The organism is Pseudomonas sp. IT-P2 (genome assembly GCF_949767575.1).
Lineage (GTDB): Bacteria > Pseudomonadota > Gammaproteobacteria > Pseudomonadales > Pseudomonadaceae > Aquipseudomonas > Aquipseudomonas pharyngis.
In genome coordinates, this window is the sequence record NZ_CATKQA010000022.1 from 269,040 (window position 1) to 285,627 (window position 16,588).

Sequence of the window (16,588 nt, forward strand, 5' to 3'; positions counted from 1 at the left end):
ATACGCTCGACGAAACGGTTGAACGCCGTACCGAGCACGCCGAATTCGTCCTGGTTCTGAATGGTCAGGCGCTTGGTCAGGTCGCCTTCGCCGTCGGCGATGTCTTCCATGGCGCGGGTCATGACATGCAGCGGCTGGATCAGGATGCGGATCAGCATACCGAGCAGGGCAATGATGATCGCCACTGCAATCACGGTCGCGATCACGGCCGAGGTGCGGAATTCGCTGAGCATCGAGAAGGCTTTGTCTTTGTCCACAGACAGGCCGATGTACCAGTTCACCGACGGCAGGCCTTTGATCGGGGTGAAGTTGACGATGCGGGTCTGGCCGTCGACGGTGACTTCAGTGAAGTCACTGCTGATGCGCGGGGTGTCCTGCGGATAGGCTTCCTTCAGGGACTTCATCACCAGGGCCTTGTCCGGGTGCACCAGGATCTTGCCGTCGGCGCTGACCAGGAACGCGTAGCCCATGCCGGAAAAATCTCGGGCGCTGAGGGTGTCGATCAGGGTTTGCAGGCTCAGGTCGCCGCCCACCACGCCCACGCTCTGGCCGGCCTTTTTCGCGGCGGTGGCGATGGAAATGATGGTCTGGCCGGTGGCCGCGTCGATGTACGGTTCGGTCAGGGTCGAGGTGCTGCTGCTTTCCGCACCTTTATACCAGGGGCGAACCCGTGGATCGAAACCGTCCGGCATCTTCGCATCCGGGCGGATGGTGAAGTGCCCGGTGGCATCGCCCAGGTAGGACGCCATGAAGGTCGACGTCAGGGCTTTCTGTTCCAGCAGGCTGGCGACGGCGGCAGGCTCGGGATTGATGGCGATGTTCTGTGCCGCGTTCTCGATCAGCAGGATGCGCCCGCTGAGCCAGGTCTGGATGTTGTCGGCGGTGACCTCGCCCATCTCGTTGAGGTAATTGTCCAGGTCATCGCGGATCGCATTGCGCTGCAACCAGTCGTTGTACAGCGTGAACGAGGCGAAGGCGGCGATGACGATGAGGGCGGCGGCAAGCAAAATTTTATGGCTGAAACGCAGATTTTTGTTCATGGCTTGGGGTTCCGCTAAGGTCTTATTATTCAGGGCGTGCTTCTATAGATGCTCGCTAGGTGGGCTTGATGAGTACAAGCAGGTATTTCCGCTTCTCCTTAGGGAAATCTCCGATGCGGATGTCAGTCGCATCTGTCACCTTTAGCTATCGGCCATGCTCGACAAAGATTAACCATTGGGTGACCAAATGCCTGACTCCTTGCAACTCGTAATCGGCGCCGACCTCGCCGGGCAACCGATCGCCCAGGCCATGCGCCTGGCCAACCGTCACGGGCTGGTGGCCGGGGCCACCGGTACCGGCAAGACCGTCACCTTGCAGCGCCTGGCCGAGGCGTTCAGTGACGCCGGCGTCGCGGTGTTCGCCGCCGACGTCAAGGGCGACCTGTGCGGCCTCGGTGCTGCCGGCAATCCCCAGGGCAAGATTGCCGAGCGCATCGCCGGCATGCCGTGGCTCAATCACAAGCCTCAGGCGTATCCCGTGACCTTGTGGGACATTCATGGTCAGTCCGGTCATCCGTTGCGCACCACGTTGAGCGAAATGGGCCCGCTGCTGATCGGCGCCCTGCTGGAGCTGACCGACAGCCAGCAATCGGCGTTGTACGCCGCTTTCAAGGTGGCGGATCGCGAAGGCCTGTTGCTGCTGGATCTCAAAGACCTGAAAGCGCTGCTCAATCACCTCAAGGACAATCCGCAGCTGTTGGGCGAAGACGCGGCGCTGTTCACCACCGGCTCCAGCCAGGCGCTGTTGCGGCGTCTGGCGACGCTGGAGCAGCAGGGTGCCGAGGCGTTGTTCGGCGAGCCGGCGCTGCAACTGGAGGACATTCTGCAGCCGACCGCCGATGGTCGCGGACGCATTCATCTGCTCGACGCCAGTCGTCTGGTACATGAGGCGCCGAAGGTCTACGCGACCTTCCTGTTGTGGCTGCTGGCCGAGCTGTTCGAGCAACTGCCTGAACGCGGCGATGCCGACAAACCGTTGCTGGCGCTGTTTTTCGATGAGGCACATTTGTTGTTCGGTGACACGCCCAAGGCGTTGCAGGAACGCTTGGAGCAAGTGGTGCGGCTGATCCGTTCCAAAGGTGTGGGCGTGTATTTCGTCACTCAGTCGCCGGGCGATCTGCCGGACGACGTGCTGGCGCAACTGGGGCTGCGGATTCAGCACGGCCTGCGCGCGTTCACCGCCAAGGAGCAGAAATCCCTGCGGGCGGTAGCGGATGGCTTCCGGCCGAATCCGGCGTTCGATGCATTGTCGGTACTCACCGAGCTCGGGATTGGCGAGGCTCTGGTCGGCACCTTGCAAGAGAAGGGCACGCCGGAAATGGTGCAGCGGGTGCTGGTGGCGCCGCCGCAATCGCGGATCGGGCCGTTGACCGAGACCGAGCGCACGATGCTGATCGCCGGTTCGCCGTTCAAGGGCCGTTATGACAAGCCGATCGATCGCGAGTCGGCCTATGAAATCCTGATGGGTCGCAAAGGACTGGCGCCGGAGGCGGAAGCGGCACCGGGCAAACCGGCCGCTGAAGAGCCGAGCCTGGCGGACAAGGCTGGAGAATTCCTCGGGACGGCGGCGGGGCAGGCGCTCAAGTCGGCGATGCGTCAGGCGGCGAATTCGCTGGGTAAACAGTTGGTGCGTGGTCTGATGGGGTCATTGCTCGGGGGCAGCAAACGCCGCTGATCAACAAGGCTCAGGTTTGGGTTTGGCGTGGGCGGCCAGTCGTTCCAGTGCCGCTCGCAGATTCGGATCGCTGATCCCGTCGGCGGTGGCCTGGATGGTCGCCGCCGCATCCGTCGACAGGTCGATCGTCGGCCCGTTCGCCTCGCGCTGGAGGGTCGGTGGGCGCACGGCGAACCTGATCCGCGTCAGATTGGCGAACTCGTCGAACATCTGCAGTTGCCGTTGCAGGCGTTTCTGCTGATAGCGCAGGCGCGTAGCCCAATGGCCGTCGGTGACGATCAGTAGCAGTTCGCCTTCGCGCCACTTGGCCACGTGGCAGTGCTCACGGGCGGCGGGTTGCAGCTGGCTTTCGAGCAGACGTTGCAGGTGGGCCAGGCGCTGGGCATGACCGAGGATGGCTTTCAACGGCCTGGCTTCGCGTAGCAGAACGGCGGGCGCTCTGGCTGTGAGAGGGCGAAATGCCATGATCTAGGACCTGAAGTGACAGAGCCGCCATGGTAGCAGATGGCACCCGTTTCACTCGCCCATTGCTTTTGTCCCTGCTTTGCCCATTAAATCAACGACTAACTTCTTCCCTGTACGGCTTGAAGTTGAGCAAAACGCCCCTATTTTAAGTGAGCCCCGTCAAAGCGCAGTGCCAGCATCGTGGAATATCCCCACTTTCCTCACCACCGTTTCCGGGTAGAATGCTCGTTCGCATGCGGCCATGAGGGCTGCACGGGCGACTCACGGGGCCGCCCTCCATCCCTTTAGTGTGGAAGATCCTGCCGATATGTTTGCGCCTTTGTTAAAGAAACTTTTTGGAAGCAAGAACGAGCGTGAAGTCAAACGCATGCTCAAGACGGTGCAGCTCGTCAATGCCTTCGAAGAGAAGATGGTCGCCCTCTCGGACGATCAACTGCGCGCCAAGACCGCAGAGTTCAAGGACCGCATTGCCAAGGGGGAGACCCTCGACAAGCTGTTGCCGGAAGCCTTTGCGGTCGCCCGCGAAGCCGGCAAGCGTGTCATGGGCATGCGCCACTTCGACGTCCAACTGATCGGCGGCATGACCCTGCACGAAGGCAAGATTGCCGAAATGCGCACCGGTGAAGGCAAGACCCTGGTGGGTACCCTGGGCGTTTACCTCAACGCGCTGTCCGGCAAGGGCGTGCACGTTGTGACCGTGAACGATTATCTGGCCCGCCGCGACGCCAACTGGATGCGTCCGCTGTATGAATTCCTCGGTCTGAGCGTCGGTATCGTGACGCCGTTCCAGCCGCCGGAAGAGAAGCGCGCCGCCTACGCTGCCGACATCACCTACGGCACCAACAACGAATTCGGGTTCGACTACCTGCGCGACAACATGGCGTTCAGCATGGAAGAGAAATTCCAGCGCGAACTCAACTTTGCCGTGATCGACGAAGTCGACTCCATCCTCATCGACGAAGCGCGTACCCCGCTGATCATTTCCGGTCAGGCCGAGGACAGCTCCAAGCTGTACATCGAGATCAACAAGCTGATCCCGAAACTCAAGCTGCACGTCGAAGAAGTCGAAGGCGAAGTCACCCAGGAAGGCCATTACACCGTCGACGAGAAGACCCGTCAGGTCGAACTCAACGAAGCCGGTCACCAGTTCATCGAAGACCAACTGACCAGCATCGGCCTGCTGGCCGAGGGCGAGAGCCTGTACTCGGCGCACAACCTGAGCCTGCTGACTCACGTCTATGCCGGTCTGCGTGCGCACAAGCTGTTCCATCGCAACGTCGAATACATCGTGCAGGACGGTCAGGTCGTGCTGGTCGACGAACATACCGGTCGTACCATGCCCGGCCGTCGTCTGTCCGAAGGCCTGCACCAGGCCATCGAGGCCAAGGAAAACCTGAACATCCAGGCCGAGAGCCAGACCCTGGCATCGACCACATTCCAGAACTACTTCCGCCTCTACGAAAAGCTGTCCGGCATGACCGGTACCGCCGACACCGAAGCGTTCGAATTCCATCAGATCTATGGCCTGCAGGTCATCGTGATCCCGACCAACAAACCGTTGGCCCGTAAGGACTACAACGACCTGGTGTTCCTGACGGCCGAAGAGAAATACGCGGCGATCGTCAACGACATCAAGGAAAGCATGGCCGCCGGCCGTCCGGTGCTGGTGGGTACTGCCACCATCGAAACCTCCGAGCACATGTCCGCATTGCTCGAGAAGGAAGGCATCGAACACAAGGTTCTGAACGCCAAGTTCCACGAAAAAGAAGCTGAAATCATCGCGCAGGCCGGTCGTCCGGGCGCCCTGACCATCGCTACCAACATGGCCGGTCGTGGTACCGACATCCTGTTGGGCGGCAACTGGGAAGTTGAAGTCGCGTCGCTGGAAAACCCGACCCCTGAACAGATCGCCCAGATCAAGGCCGACTGGCAGAAGCGTCACCAGCAAGTGCTGGAGTCCGGCGGTCTGCAGGTGATCGCGTCCGAGCGTCACGAATCCCGTCGTATCGACAACCAGCTGCGTGGCCGTGCCGGCCGTCAGGGTGACGCCGGTTCCAGCCGCTTCTACCTGTCGCTGGAAGACAGCCTGATGCGCATCTTCGCCTCCGACCGGGTGAAGAACTTCATGAAAGCCCTGGGCATGCAGCCTGGCGAAGCGATCGAGCACCGTATGGTGACCAACGCCATCGAGAAGGCGCAGCGCAAGGTTGAAGGCCGCAACTTCGACATTCGCAAGCAGCTGCTCGAGTTCGACGACGTCAACAACGAACAGCGTAAAGTGATTTATCACATGCGTAACACGTTGCTGGCTGCGGACAACATCGGCGAAACCATCGCTGACTTCCGCCAGGACGTGCTGAACGCCACCGTCAGCGCGCACATTCCACCACAATCGCTGCCAGAGCAGTGGGACGTGGCCGGTCTGGAAGCGTCGATCGCCAGCGACTTCGGCGTGAAGCTGCCGATCCAGCAATGGCTCGACGAAGACGATCACCTGTACGAAGAAACCCTGCGCGAAAAGCTGATGAACGAGCTGATCGCCGCGTACAACGAAAAAGAAGACCAGGCTGGCGCCGAGGCCCTGCGCTCGTTCGAGAAGCAGATCGTGCTGCGCGTTCTGGACGACCTGTGGAAAGACCACCTGTCGACCATGGATCACCTGCGTCACGGCATCCACCTGCGTGGTTATGCGCAGAAAAACCCGAAACAGGAATACAAGCGCGAGTCCTTCACGCTGTTCTCCGAGCTGCTGGATTCGATCAAGCGCGACTCGATCCGTGTGCTGTCGCACGTTCAGGTTCGCCGCGAAGATCCGGCCGAGGAAGAGCAACGCCTGCGTCAGGAAGCCGAAGCACTGGCCGCCCGCATGCAGTTCGAACATGCTGAAGCGCCAGGTCTGGATCAACCGGAAGCACTGGTCGGTGAAGAGGTCGACGTGGCCCTTGCCACCGCCCCGGTGCGCAACGAGCAGAAGCTGGGCCGCAACGAACTGTGCTACTGCGGTTCGGGCAAGAAATTCAAGCACTGCCACGGGCAGATCCAGTAAAACCCGTTTCAATCGCTGAAATACCCGCGCCGCGACCGGCACCAGCCGTCGCGGCGTTTTGCCATTTACACCACCGTCACTACGCTTGGCGGTGCTGACATCATTGAGTAAGGAGCGCATTCATGGCTGTTGGTCTTGGTCCTTTGCCAACGTTGCACCCGGTTGCCGGTTTTGAACTCGGTATCGCTTCGGCCGGCATCAAGCGCCCGGGGCGCAAGGATGTCGTCGTGATGCGTTGCGCCGAAGGTTCCACCGTGGCGGGCGTGTTTACGTTGAACGCTTTCTGTGCAGCGCCGGTGATCCTGGCCAAGAAACGCGTGCAGAACGCTGTGCGCTACCTGTTGACCAACACCGGCAATGCCAACGCCGGCACCGGCGAACCGGGCCTGGCTGCCGCCGAGCGCACCACCGCCAAACTGGCTGAACTGACCGGCGTGGATGCCAGCCAGATCCTGCCGTATTCCACTGGCGTGATCGGCGAGCCGCTGCCGGTCGAGAAGATCGAAGGCGCCCTGCAGGCCGCGCTGGACGACCTGTCGGAAAACAACTGGGAAGCCGCCGCCACCGGGATCATGACCACCGACACGCTGCCGAAAGGCGCCAGCCGTCAGTTCCAGCATGACGGCGTGACCATCACCGTCACCGGCATCAGCAAGGGCGCGGGCATGATCCGTCCGAACATGGCGACCATGCTCGGTTACATCGCCACCGACGCCAAAGTCTCCCGCGACGTGCTGCACAACCTGATCCTGGACGGCGCCAACAAGTCGTTCAACCGCATCACCATCGACGGCGATACCTCGACCAACGACTGCTGCATGCTGATCGCTACCGGCAAGGCTGCGCTGCCGGAAATCACCCGTGCCGAAGGCGAGCTGTTCACCAAGCTGAAACAGGCCGTGTTCGAGGTGTGCATGGATGTGGCCCAGGCCATCGTGCGTGACGGCGAAGGTGCGACCAAATTCGTGACCGTTGAAGTCAACGGCGGCGGCAATCACCAGGAGTGCCTGGACGTTGGCTACACCGTGGCCCACTCGCCGCTGATCAAGACCGCGCTGTTCGCCTCCGACCCGAACTGGGGCCGAATCCTCGCTGCCGTTGGTCGTGCCGGCGTGCCGGATCTGGACGTGAGCAAGATCGACGTATTCCTCGGCGAAGTGTGCATCGCCAGCCGTGGCGCCCGCGCCGCGACCTACACCGAAGCCCAGGGCTCGGCGGTGATGCAGCAGGAAGAAATCACCATCCGTATCGAACTGGGTCGCGGCGATTGCAGCGAAACCATCTGGACCACCGACCTGTCCCACGAGTACGTGAAGATCAACGCCGAATACCGCACCTGATCCCTGCCGAAGAGGGAGGTCTGCGGACCTCCTTTTCTTCTGTCCCATGAAAGGACCCGAACATGAGCCTTCACCTGATCATCGGCGACAAACTGCTTTCCTCCTGGTCCCTGCGCGCGGCACTGGCGCTTGAACTGACCGGCGCACCCTACACCGAAGAACTGGTCAAACTCGGCAAGCCCGACACCCGCGAGCGGTTGCTTACCCATTCGCCGACCGCCAAGGTGCCGCTGCTGAAAACCGCCCGCGGCACCATTGCCGATTCGCTGGCGATTGCCGAATACCTGGCCGAACAGTTTCCTTCCGAGCAACTCTGGCCGACCGATATCTTCGCCCGAGCCCAGGCGCGATCCGCCTGCGCGCAGATGCACAGCGGCTTTTTCGCCATGCGCAACCACATGCCGTTCAATCTGAGCCACGACGCGCCGCTCAACCCGGTGCCGCCGGAAGTGAAGGTCGACATCGAACGCATGCTCGCGTTGTGGGCCGAATGCCGTGCTGCCGCGACCGAGCCTGGCCCTTACCTGTTTGGTCGGGTGTCGCTGGCCGATGCATTCTTCGCCCCGATTGCCGTGCGTCTGCGCACCTATCAGGTGAAGCTGCCGGCCGACGATCAAGCCTATGTTGAAACCGTCTACCAATGGCCAGCCTTCAAGGCCTGGCAAAAGGCCGGACTGGAGGAATTGCAGTCGTGAAACGTGTACACGTCGCCGCCGCCGTCATTCGTGACGACAGCGGCAAGATTCTGATCGCCCGGCGTGCCGATACCCAGCATCAGGGCGGCCTCTGGGAATTTCCCGGTGGCAAGGTCGAAGCCGACGAGTCGGTGCAAACCGCGCTGGCTCGGGAGCTGCACGAAGAGTTGGGCATCGTCGTCGGCGCCGCTCGGCCGCTGATCAAGGTGCGTCATGACTACCCGGACAAGCAGGTGTTGCTGGATGTCTGGGAAGTGTCGAGCTTCACCGGCGAACCTCATGGTGTCGAAGGCCAGCCTTTGGCCTGGGTTTCCGCCAGAGAGCTGACGGATTACGAATTCCCGGCGGCCAACCAGCCGATCGTCGCGGCGGCGCGTCTGCCAGCCGAATACCTGATCACCCCGGAAGACCTGGAAACCCCGGCCTTGCTGCGCGGTATCCAGAAGGCGATTGCCGGCGGTATCAAGCTGATCCAGCTGCGTGCGCCCAATGGTTATGACCCGAAGTACCGCGATCTGGCGGTGGATGCGGTCGGCCTGTGCGCCGGCAAGGCGCAGTTGATGATCAAGGGCCCGTTCGAGTGGCTGGGCGATTTCCCGGCGACCGGCTGGCACATCACTTCTGCGCAGTTGCGCAAATACGCGGCGGCGGGGCGCCCGCTGCCGGCGGAGCGCTGGTTGGCGGCGTCCTGCCATAACGCTGAAGAACTGGCACTGGCCGAGCAGATGGGCGTGGATTTCGTCACCCTGTCGCCGGTGCAGCCGACCCTGACTCACCCGGATGCGCAGCCGTTGGGCTGGGAGCAGGCATCGACGCTGATCGAAGGTTTCAGCAAGCCGGTATTTCTGCTGGGCGGAGTCGGTCCGGCTGAACGCGAAAAAGCATGGGATGCCGGAGCTCAGGGTGTGGCGGGGATTCGGGCGTTCTGGCCTGAGGCTCTATAAGAGGCTCAGGCCTCATCGCTGGCTTGCCAGCGATGACTGACTTAGAGGCGCTACACCTCTGTGGGTTTCGCCGCCGGTTGCCACAGAATCTCGGCAATACCCTGGCGCCGGGCGATCAGCCTGGCCGCCACAAACAACAGATCCGACAAGCGATTGATGTACGCCAGACCAACTCCGGCCAACGGTTCGATCGCATTCAAATGCTGGCAACGCCGTTCGGCACTGCGCGCCAGGCTGCGACAGACATGGGCCTGGGCAATCAGCATCGAACCGCCCGGCAGAATGAAATTCTCCAGCGGCCCCAATTCCTCGTTCCATACATCAATGGCGGCTTCCAGCCGTTCGATTTCCGCCGTGTTCAGCGCCTGATATTCCGGCATCGCCAGTTCACCGCCTAAGTCGAACAACCGATGCTGGCAGGGCGCCAACACGTCGATCAGTTCATTCAGTCCGGGGCAGGTTTCGCGCTCGGCGATCAACCCGGCCAGTAGCACACCGACCTGACTGTTCAGCGTATCGACCTCGCCAATGGCCTCGATGCGCGGGTGATCCTTGGGCACCCGGCGGCCGTCGCCGAGTCCGGTTTCGCCCTTGTCGCCGGTGCGGGTGTAGATCTTCGACAAGCGAAAGCCCATGGTTTACCTCGGTAGTTGATTGGTTTCGGCGGCGATGGGCGCCGGTTGCGCCAGCGGCAGACGCAGGGTGAAGCAGGTGCCTTGCCCCGGCGCCGACTGTACTTCCATCTGGCCTTTGTGGTTGTTGGTGATGATGAAGTACGACACCGACAGCCCGAGGCCCGTGCCCTGGCCGATTTCCTTGGTGGTGAAGAACGGCTCGAAGGTGCGCTTGCGTACGTTCTCGCTCATGCCGATGCCGTTGTCCTCGACCTGAATCTCGGCCCATGGCGGATTGAGCCGGGTGCGCAGGGTGATTCGCCCTGGTTCGCTGTCATCTTCGCGCTGGTGGATCGCCTGCGCGGCGTTTTTCAGCAGGTTCAGCAGCACCTGTTCGAGTTCGTTGGCAGTGCCGGGCACCGGGCCCAGCGCCGGGTCGAACTGGCGAATGATCGCCTGACCCTTGAAGTCGAAGCCGATGGCCAGGTCGAAGTCGTTGCCGGCGATCTCCACGGCTTGATCGATCAGGGCCGGCAAGTCGCACGGCGCCATCTGGCGGTTGCTGCGACGGCTGAAACTGAGCATGTGCGTGACAATTTTCGCCGCCCGGGCACCGGCCTGCTGGATGCCGTCGAGCAGTTGCGGGACTTCCCGACCTTGCAGGTAACGGTTCACGGTATCGAGTTCGATGCCCAGTTGCTCGGCCTGCTCGAGGTTCTTCGGCAGGTCTGGCGACAGGCGTCGACGGATGTTCTGCACGTTGTGCAGGATCGCCCCCAGCGGGTTGTTGATCTCGTGGGCCATGCCGGCGGCGAGGCCACCGACCGACAGCATTTTCTCCGACTGCACCATCATTTCTTCCAGCGACAGGCGCTGGGTAATGTCGTCGATCCGGATCACCACGCCACGCCCGGCACCGCCCATCAACGGGTAGAAGGTGAGGGCGTAGTGTTTGGGCTCGTCGTCCTTGAACCACGTCACCCGTTCGATTTTCGCCACCGTGTGTTGCTCTACGGTCTGCTTGAGTTGCGGGAGGAACGGCTTGAGCGGCTCGAAGGCGAGGAAGATCGGCTGGTTCAGCGCTTCGTCCAGTCGTGTGCCGGAAAGCGCGCTGGCCTCCTGGTTCCATTGGGTGACGTAGAGCTGTTCGTCGAGGGCGATCAGCGCCGAGGGCATGGAGTCGATGATGCTGTTGAGGTAGTTCTGGAACCCGGTGAGTTTTTTCTCGATCTTGCTGCGCACCTGGACTTCCAGCTCCAGCTTGCGGTTGGTGTGGCGGGTTTCTTCAGCCAGACCCTGGGCCTGATCGTAGGCCGCCTGGGAGTCGTCGCGGGCGCGCTTGAGTTGCTGTTCCCGGGCCTCGATGCGCGAGAGCATGGTGTTGAACGCTTCGGCCAGACTGCCGATTTCGTCATGGTTACCCCGGGAGGCGCGCAAGGCGTAGTTCTCTTCGCGGGTGACCTGGCGGGACAGTTCTTCGAGCTGATGGATCGGCCGGGTGATCAGGCGTTTGATTTGCCGGGCGATGACCAGCCACAGCAGCACACTGAAAATCAGAATCCCCAGACTCGCCGTGAGGGTGCCGGTGTAGAACGCCACCGGCAGCTCGCTGCTGGCCACCAGTAACAGATGGCCTGGCGCAGTGCCGGGGCGGGGCAGGGTGATGAGTTGGTTGCTGCGAAACTCGGTCAGTTGCCAGGCTTCGATGTGCCGGTAGCGTTCCGGCAGGTTGAGTTTGTCGCCATGCTGCAACTGCGCCAGACGTTCGCCTTTGCCGTCGTACAGAGCCGCGGCGCGCAGCGGGGAATAGCTGTCGAGTTCCTTGAGCAGACGTTCGGCGCTTTGTGGCGACTGTAAGGCGTCGGCCACCAGGCTCGGGTTCGACACCAGCCGGCCGATGGTCTGCAACGCCTGGGGCGCCATGCTTTCCTGGGAAATGTAATAGGCGGCGCTGATAAAGGTCAGGTTGGCGACCAGCAACACAGTGGTCAACAGCACCAGCAGGGCGGCCAGCAGTTTCTGGCCGACCGGCAGGTTTTCAAGACGCTGGCGCAATGGCATCAGGTTTATCGCAGCAAAGGAACAAGTGGCCAGCGTAGCCGCTGCTCAGTCGACGGGCAATCCGAGACTGTGCAGATGAGCGCTCAGGCGCTCCTGCAATTGCTTCAGATGCGGAAGGTTTAACTGATGACGTTCTGCAACCTTGCAGGCATGCCCAAGCAGATAGCTGATCTCGGTGCGGCGCTTGCTGGCCACGTCCTGATACATGGACGAGAAATTCGCCGCCGTGGCCTGGATCACCCGTTCGACTTCCTGTTGCAGATTGTCCGCCGCGGCCGGTTGCCCGCAGCGTTCGAGCAGTTCGGTCAGTTCGCCGCACAGGGTGGCGACTTCGCAGTGATGTTGCTGCAAGCCGCCATTGCGGCAGTCGTGCAGCACCGTCAGCGGATTGATTGCACAGTTGAGTGCCAGCTTGCGCCACAGACGGGTGAGGATGTCGGCGCTCCATTCATGGGGGATTTTCGCCGCCTCGAGATCGTCCAGCCAGATCGGTGCTACCGGATGACCGGCGTCCCCTAGCCAGGTGTAGCCATGGCCGGCGAACACCACGCGCCAGTCGCCGTCGCGGAAAGCGCCTTCGGTGCTGGAGGCGCTGATACAGCGGGCTTGCGGGACTCGCGCGGCGACCGCTTCCTGGCTGCCGAGGCCGTTCTGCAAAAGGATCAGTTCGGCGTCCGCTGCCAGACGGTGGGCAAGTCCGGCCACAGCCGCTTCGGCGTCGTAGGCCTTGCAGGCCACCAGCAGGCGGCGGATGGGGCCGGGACTGTCCGGGGTTTCGCCGGGGATGGCGTAGCTGCTGGCCACGCCTTGTTCGACGAGAGTCAGGCCGCCTGCTGTTGCATAGTCGTGCAAGCGGTCAATGTCGCGCAGGATCAACCGAACCGGCAGGCCGGCACGGGCCAGGCGTGTGGCCCAGAGCGTGCCGAGACTTCCGGCGCCGAGGACGTGCCAGGGTGTGGACATCAGTTTTTCACTCGGTAAGGTACAGGCATGCAAGGCTCGCCGTGTCGGTGGGAAAAGACCCGTTATAATGAGCCCGATTTTAACCGCAAGCCAAGCGCGCCGCGTCCCGTACGAGCGCGCCTTTTTATTGGAGAACTTACATGCCGTCGTTCGACGTGGTATCCGAACTGGACAAACACGAACTCACCAACGCGGTCGAGAACGCCGTGAAGGAACTCGATCGTCGTTATGACCTGAAAGGCAAGGGCAGCTTCGAATACAAGGAAAAGGACTTGACCGTCCACCTGACCGCTGAAGCCGATTTCCAGCTGGAAGCGATGATCGAGATTCTCAAGCTGGCCCTGGTCAAGCGCAAGATCGACGTGCAGTGCCTGGAAGTCAAAGACTCCTTCGCCTCGGGCAAGCTGATGAAGCAGGACGCCGTCCTCAAGGAAGGCATCGACAAGGAACTGGCGAAGAAAATCGTCGGCCACATCAAGGAAGCCAAGCTCAAGGTGCAGGCCGCCATCCAGGGCGAGCAGGTGCGTGTGACCGGCAAGAAGCGTGACGACCTGCAGGAAGCCATCGCGGCCCTGCGTGCCAAGGAATTCGGCATGCCACTGCAGTTCAACAACTTCCGCGACTAAGCTTTTCGGTCGGGAACCTCTCGGCGTTTAATGCGTCCGAGGCCCAAGCAACGGCAGAAACGATTGAGCCCTGTTCGGTTCGGTCTTTCTGCCGCTGGTTTTTACAGCCCGGGAAGCCGGCAATCAGGAGATAAAACATGGATTTGAATGCTGAGGTGGACAACCTGGTCAAGGCATCCCAGGCGTGGATTCCGATGATCATGGAATACGGCAGCCGTGTGCTGCTGGCGGTGATCACCCTGGCCATCGGCTGGTGGCTGATCAACAAGGTCACGCAAAAGCTCGGCGGCCTGCTGGCCCTGCGCAATGCCGACCTGGCGCTGCAAGGTTTCATCAGCAGCCTGGCCAACATCATTCTCAAGGTGCTGCTGATCGTCAGCGTGGCGTCGATGATCGGCGTCGAGACTACCTCGTTCGTCGCGGCAATCGGTGCGGCCGGCCTGGCCATCGGTCTGGCGTTGCAGGGCAGCCTGGCGAACTTCGCCGGCGGCGTGCTGATTCTGTTGTTCCGTCCGTTCCGCATCGGTGACTGGATCGAAGCTCAGGGTGTGGCGGGTACCGTCGACAGCATCCAGATTTTCCACACCGTGCTGCGCACTGGCGACAACAAGACCATCATCGTCCCGAACGGCAACCTGTCGAACGGCATCATCACCAACACCAACCGTCAGCCGACCCGCAAGGTTGTGTTCGACGTAGGTGTGGATTACGAAGCCGATCTGCAAAAGGCCCGTCAGGTGCTGCTGGATCTGGCCAAGGATGATCGCGTTCTGCAGGATCCGGCACCTCAGGCCGTTATTTCGACACTGGGTGACAGTTCGATCACTGTTTCCCTGCGGGTATGGGTTAAAACTGCGGATTACTGGGATGTGATGTTCATGTTTAACGAACAATCCCGTGATCGTTTAAAAACTGCCGGAATTGATATCCCGTTTCCGCAGCGAGTGATTCGTGTGGTTCAGGAATCGGCAGTGTAATGATAGGTTGCTAATTGATTGCCTGACTTGTTGGTCAGGCGTTTATTACAAGTGACAGATAACAAAAAGGCCCATCCGAAGATGGGCCTTTTTTTATGCTACCAAACTAACCACTGACGATTACAAGATGTTCAGTGGGTACTCGGTGATCAGACGGAACTCGTTGATATCACCTTCAGCCTGGTCGGTGTTACCACGGTGCCATGCCTGACGAATACGGAAGGACAGATCTTTGGCCGGGCCGGACTGAACTACGTACTTGGCTTCAAGGTTGGTTTCGTGATGTTTGCCATCTTCACCGTAACCGTACGAGCGGTAAGGGCTGTCAGCATCCATTTTAGTACCGTCGATATCCCAGCCTTTTACATAACGGGCCATGAAGCTCAGGCCAGGTACGCCGTACTCGGCCATTTTCAGGTCATAACGAATCTGTGCAGATTTCTCGTTAGGACCGTTGAAGTCGGAGTACTGGATGGAGTTGGCGAGGAAGATCGAGTCGCCACCGCGGTTGTTGTCACCTACGCCGACGTAGTCGAACGGGGTGTCGCCGTCGACTTTCTGGAAGGCCAGAGTCACGGTGTGTGCTTTCAGGAACGACAGTGCGGTTGCCAGGGAGAACGTGGTGTTGCTGATGTCGCCGGCTTTGGCGCTACCGGTGTCGTTGGTGCGGTAGATGTTGAAGTCGGTGTTCAGCGAAGTGTCACCACTGATCGGGGTGGTGAGGTTCACGTTAGCGTAGTACTGGTTCCAGATGTCCTTGAACTTCGAACCGTAGAGCGACACGCTCAGGTTGTCGGTGATGCCGTATTTACCACCGGCGAAGTCCATGGTTTTGCCAGTGACAGGGTTATCGGTGGTGCTGGAGTACTGCGAATGCAGCTCACCGTCGCTGTTCATCTCGTCCTGGCTGGAGGCCGAGTAGAAGTGACCTGCTTCCAGATCCAGGTTCTGGATTTCGCTGCTTTGCAGTTGGAAACCGGTAGCGGTCTGAGGAATCAGACGGGAGCCGCCGACAGCAAATACTGGAGAGGTACTTGGCTGGAACTCACCGAACTTCAGCTCGGTTTTGGAGATGCGAGCTTTGATCGCTGCGCCTGCTTTGCCCATGCTGTCCTTGACGTGGCCCTGGGAGTCGACGCTCGTGTTGCCCGAACTGGCAGTACCGTCACCGCCATCCAGTTTGATGCCCAGGTAACCGAATGCATCAACACCAACCCCGACAGTACCTTGGGTGTAGCCGGAGCTGAAGTTGCCCAGGAAACCCTGTGTCCAGTCGATTTGATCGTTGGAACCGCCTTTGCGGTCGCGGTTGAAGTAGTAGTTCTTCAACGTCTCGGTGAGTTGTGCGTCTTCAACAAAACCTTTGGCTTCAGCCTGGTCACTTACAAACGGTGCGGCCGTAGCCACTTGAGTACTGGCTGCTGCAGCAACTGCCAGTGCGATCATGCTCCACTTCATCACGCGCATCGTGATTTGCTCCTTTGGTTTTAGAAGAGTACTGCCGTCCCACCTGTTTTATTATCTGGGCGGCTCTTTCTTTTTGTGTCGGCGCAAACTTATATCACGCCGACCATGTTGGCGATACTTGCGAATCCAACCTTTCAGCTTCTTTACGAGCGTGTCGCAAACGGCTTGGTAGATGTCGCAAATTTACAGTCCAAATGCAATGGGACTGACAACTTCAGCGCTGTTTTACAGGGCTTGAGCATCGGTAAAAAAGAGTCCCTTGGCAAAACGCTTGAATCTCCATCGGGCAACCCTGCCACTGTTTTTATGGGGCTCAAGGCATCCACTTCTTGTGGTGCGCTTATAGTCCATATGGGTATGAATGCAACAAGCGTGCACAAACCGCTGAATTGTTCCGGTTTTTTTCAAGGTGCTCGTCTGATGCTGTAAAAACCTCATAAAACCGGGGGCTTCGAGGGTCTTTCGAACAGGCTTGACGCCATCCTTCGCATGGTGTTGCTCCCTGAAAGTCGCAGCGCGACAACCAAAAACGTTACCGGTTCACCCCGTCGGTGAGTATTCGGCGGATGCCCGACGCACTGAGCGTAGACGTGCTGTGCGGTTTTGGTGCAAAAAATTTTATTGGCTGTACTGAATTCATACAGTTGAGCCGTCGATGGTTCGTAAACGTTGCTT

At 60.3% G+C, this 16,588-nt stretch carries 13 protein-coding genes and 1 pseudogene; 8 read left to right on the top strand and 6 right to left on the bottom strand.

What is annotated here, in order from left to right:
- Positions 1-8: 8 nt before the first annotated feature.
- A pseudogene (locus ACM6JM_RS13810) lies at positions 9-1,040 on the bottom strand (cache domain-containing protein); the annotation flags it as partial.
- A gap of 187 nt (positions 1,041-1,227) precedes the next feature.
- Between ACM6JM_RS13810 and ACM6JM_RS13815 the strand changes: the two are divergent.
- Complete coding sequence (locus ACM6JM_RS13815; RefSeq protein WP_039766209.1) at positions 1,228-2,715, top strand: helicase HerA-like domain-containing protein; 1,488 nt, start codon at positions 1,228-1,230, stop codon at positions 2,713-2,715.
- On the opposite strand, the gene ACM6JM_RS13820 is transcribed toward ACM6JM_RS13815, so the two are convergent.
- Positions 2,716-3,180, bottom strand: coding sequence for a DUF721 domain-containing protein (locus tag ACM6JM_RS13820; RefSeq protein WP_210710777.1), 465 nt, complete (start codon positions 3,178-3,180; stop codon positions 2,716-2,718).
- 307 nt (positions 3,181-3,487) lie between these two features.
- On the opposite strand from ACM6JM_RS13820, the gene secA reads away from it, so the two are divergent.
- The 4 genes from secA to ACM6JM_RS13840 all read left to right on the top strand — a co-directional run bounded on the left by secA (position 3,488) and on the right by ACM6JM_RS13840 (position 9,205).
- Positions 3,488-6,226, top strand: a complete 2,739-nt coding sequence (gene secA, locus ACM6JM_RS13825) for a preprotein translocase subunit SecA (protein ID WP_039765979.1) — start codon at positions 3,488-3,490, stop codon at positions 6,224-6,226.
- A gap of 122 nt (positions 6,227-6,348) precedes the next feature.
- Entirely contained in the window at positions 6,349-7,566 is a 1,218-nt protein-coding gene (gene argJ, locus ACM6JM_RS13830) for a bifunctional glutamate N-acetyltransferase/amino-acid acetyltransferase ArgJ (RefSeq protein ID WP_039765981.1), read from the top strand.
- Positions 7,567-7,628: 62 nt separating this feature from the next.
- Positions 7,629-8,261, top strand: a complete 633-nt coding sequence (locus ACM6JM_RS13835) for a glutathione S-transferase family protein (RefSeq protein WP_039765983.1) — start codon at positions 7,629-7,631, stop codon at positions 8,259-8,261.
- Positions 8,258-9,205, top strand: a complete 948-nt coding sequence (locus ACM6JM_RS13840; RefSeq protein ID WP_414882078.1) for a Nudix family hydrolase — start codon at positions 8,258-8,260, stop codon at positions 9,203-9,205. The genes ACM6JM_RS13835 and ACM6JM_RS13840 overlap by 4 nt, the downstream gene beginning before the upstream one ends.
- A gap of 50 nt (positions 9,206-9,255) precedes the next feature.
- Here ACM6JM_RS13840 and ACM6JM_RS13845 read toward each other — a convergent pair whose 3' ends face one another.
- The 3 genes from ACM6JM_RS13845 to ACM6JM_RS13855 are packed head-to-tail and all read right to left on the bottom strand — an operon-like array spanning position 9,256 to position 12,843.
- Complete coding sequence (locus ACM6JM_RS13845; RefSeq protein ID WP_039765988.1) at positions 9,256-9,840, bottom strand: cob(I)yrinic acid a,c-diamide adenosyltransferase; 585 nt, start codon at positions 9,838-9,840, stop codon at positions 9,256-9,258.
- A gap of 3 nt (positions 9,841-9,843) precedes the next feature.
- Entirely contained in the window at positions 9,844-11,880 is a 2,037-nt protein-coding gene (locus ACM6JM_RS13850) for a HAMP domain-containing sensor histidine kinase (protein WP_039765991.1), read from the bottom strand.
- Positions 11,881-11,925: 45 nt separating this feature from the next.
- Positions 11,926-12,843, bottom strand: coding sequence for a putative 2-dehydropantoate 2-reductase (locus ACM6JM_RS13855; protein WP_085667951.1), 918 nt, complete (start codon positions 12,841-12,843; stop codon positions 11,926-11,928).
- Between the two features lie 140 nt (positions 12,844-12,983).
- On the opposite strand from ACM6JM_RS13855, the gene ACM6JM_RS13860 reads away from it, so the two are divergent.
- Together ACM6JM_RS13860 and ACM6JM_RS13865 are read left to right on the top strand one after the other, a co-directional pair.
- Positions 12,984-13,469 carry a YajQ family cyclic di-GMP-binding protein gene (locus ACM6JM_RS13860; RefSeq protein WP_011335651.1) on the top strand — a complete coding sequence of 162 codons (486 nt, stop codon included), beginning with the start codon at positions 12,984-12,986 and terminating at the stop codon, positions 13,467-13,469.
- Positions 13,470-13,606: 137 nt separating this feature from the next.
- The gene (locus tag ACM6JM_RS13865; RefSeq protein WP_007951217.1) at positions 13,607-14,446 is read left to right on the top strand and encodes a mechanosensitive ion channel family protein; all 840 of its coding nucleotides are present in this window, start codon (positions 13,607-13,609) and stop codon (positions 14,444-14,446) included.
- 120 nt (positions 14,447-14,566) lie between these two features.
- Here the strand turns inward: ACM6JM_RS13865 and ACM6JM_RS13870 are convergent, their stop codons facing one another.
- Positions 14,567-15,913, bottom strand: a complete 1,347-nt coding sequence (locus ACM6JM_RS13870) for an OprD family porin (RefSeq protein WP_108563082.1) — start codon at positions 15,911-15,913, stop codon at positions 14,567-14,569.
- 105 nt (positions 15,914-16,018) lie between these two features.
- Here ACM6JM_RS13870 and ACM6JM_RS13875 point away from each other — a divergent pair, with 105 nt between their 5' ends.
- A complete protein-coding gene (locus ACM6JM_RS13875; protein WP_414882079.1) occupies positions 16,019-16,342 on the top strand; it encodes a hypothetical protein in 324 nt (107 codons plus the stop codon).
- The last annotated feature ends 246 nt before the right edge of the window (positions 16,343-16,588 follow it).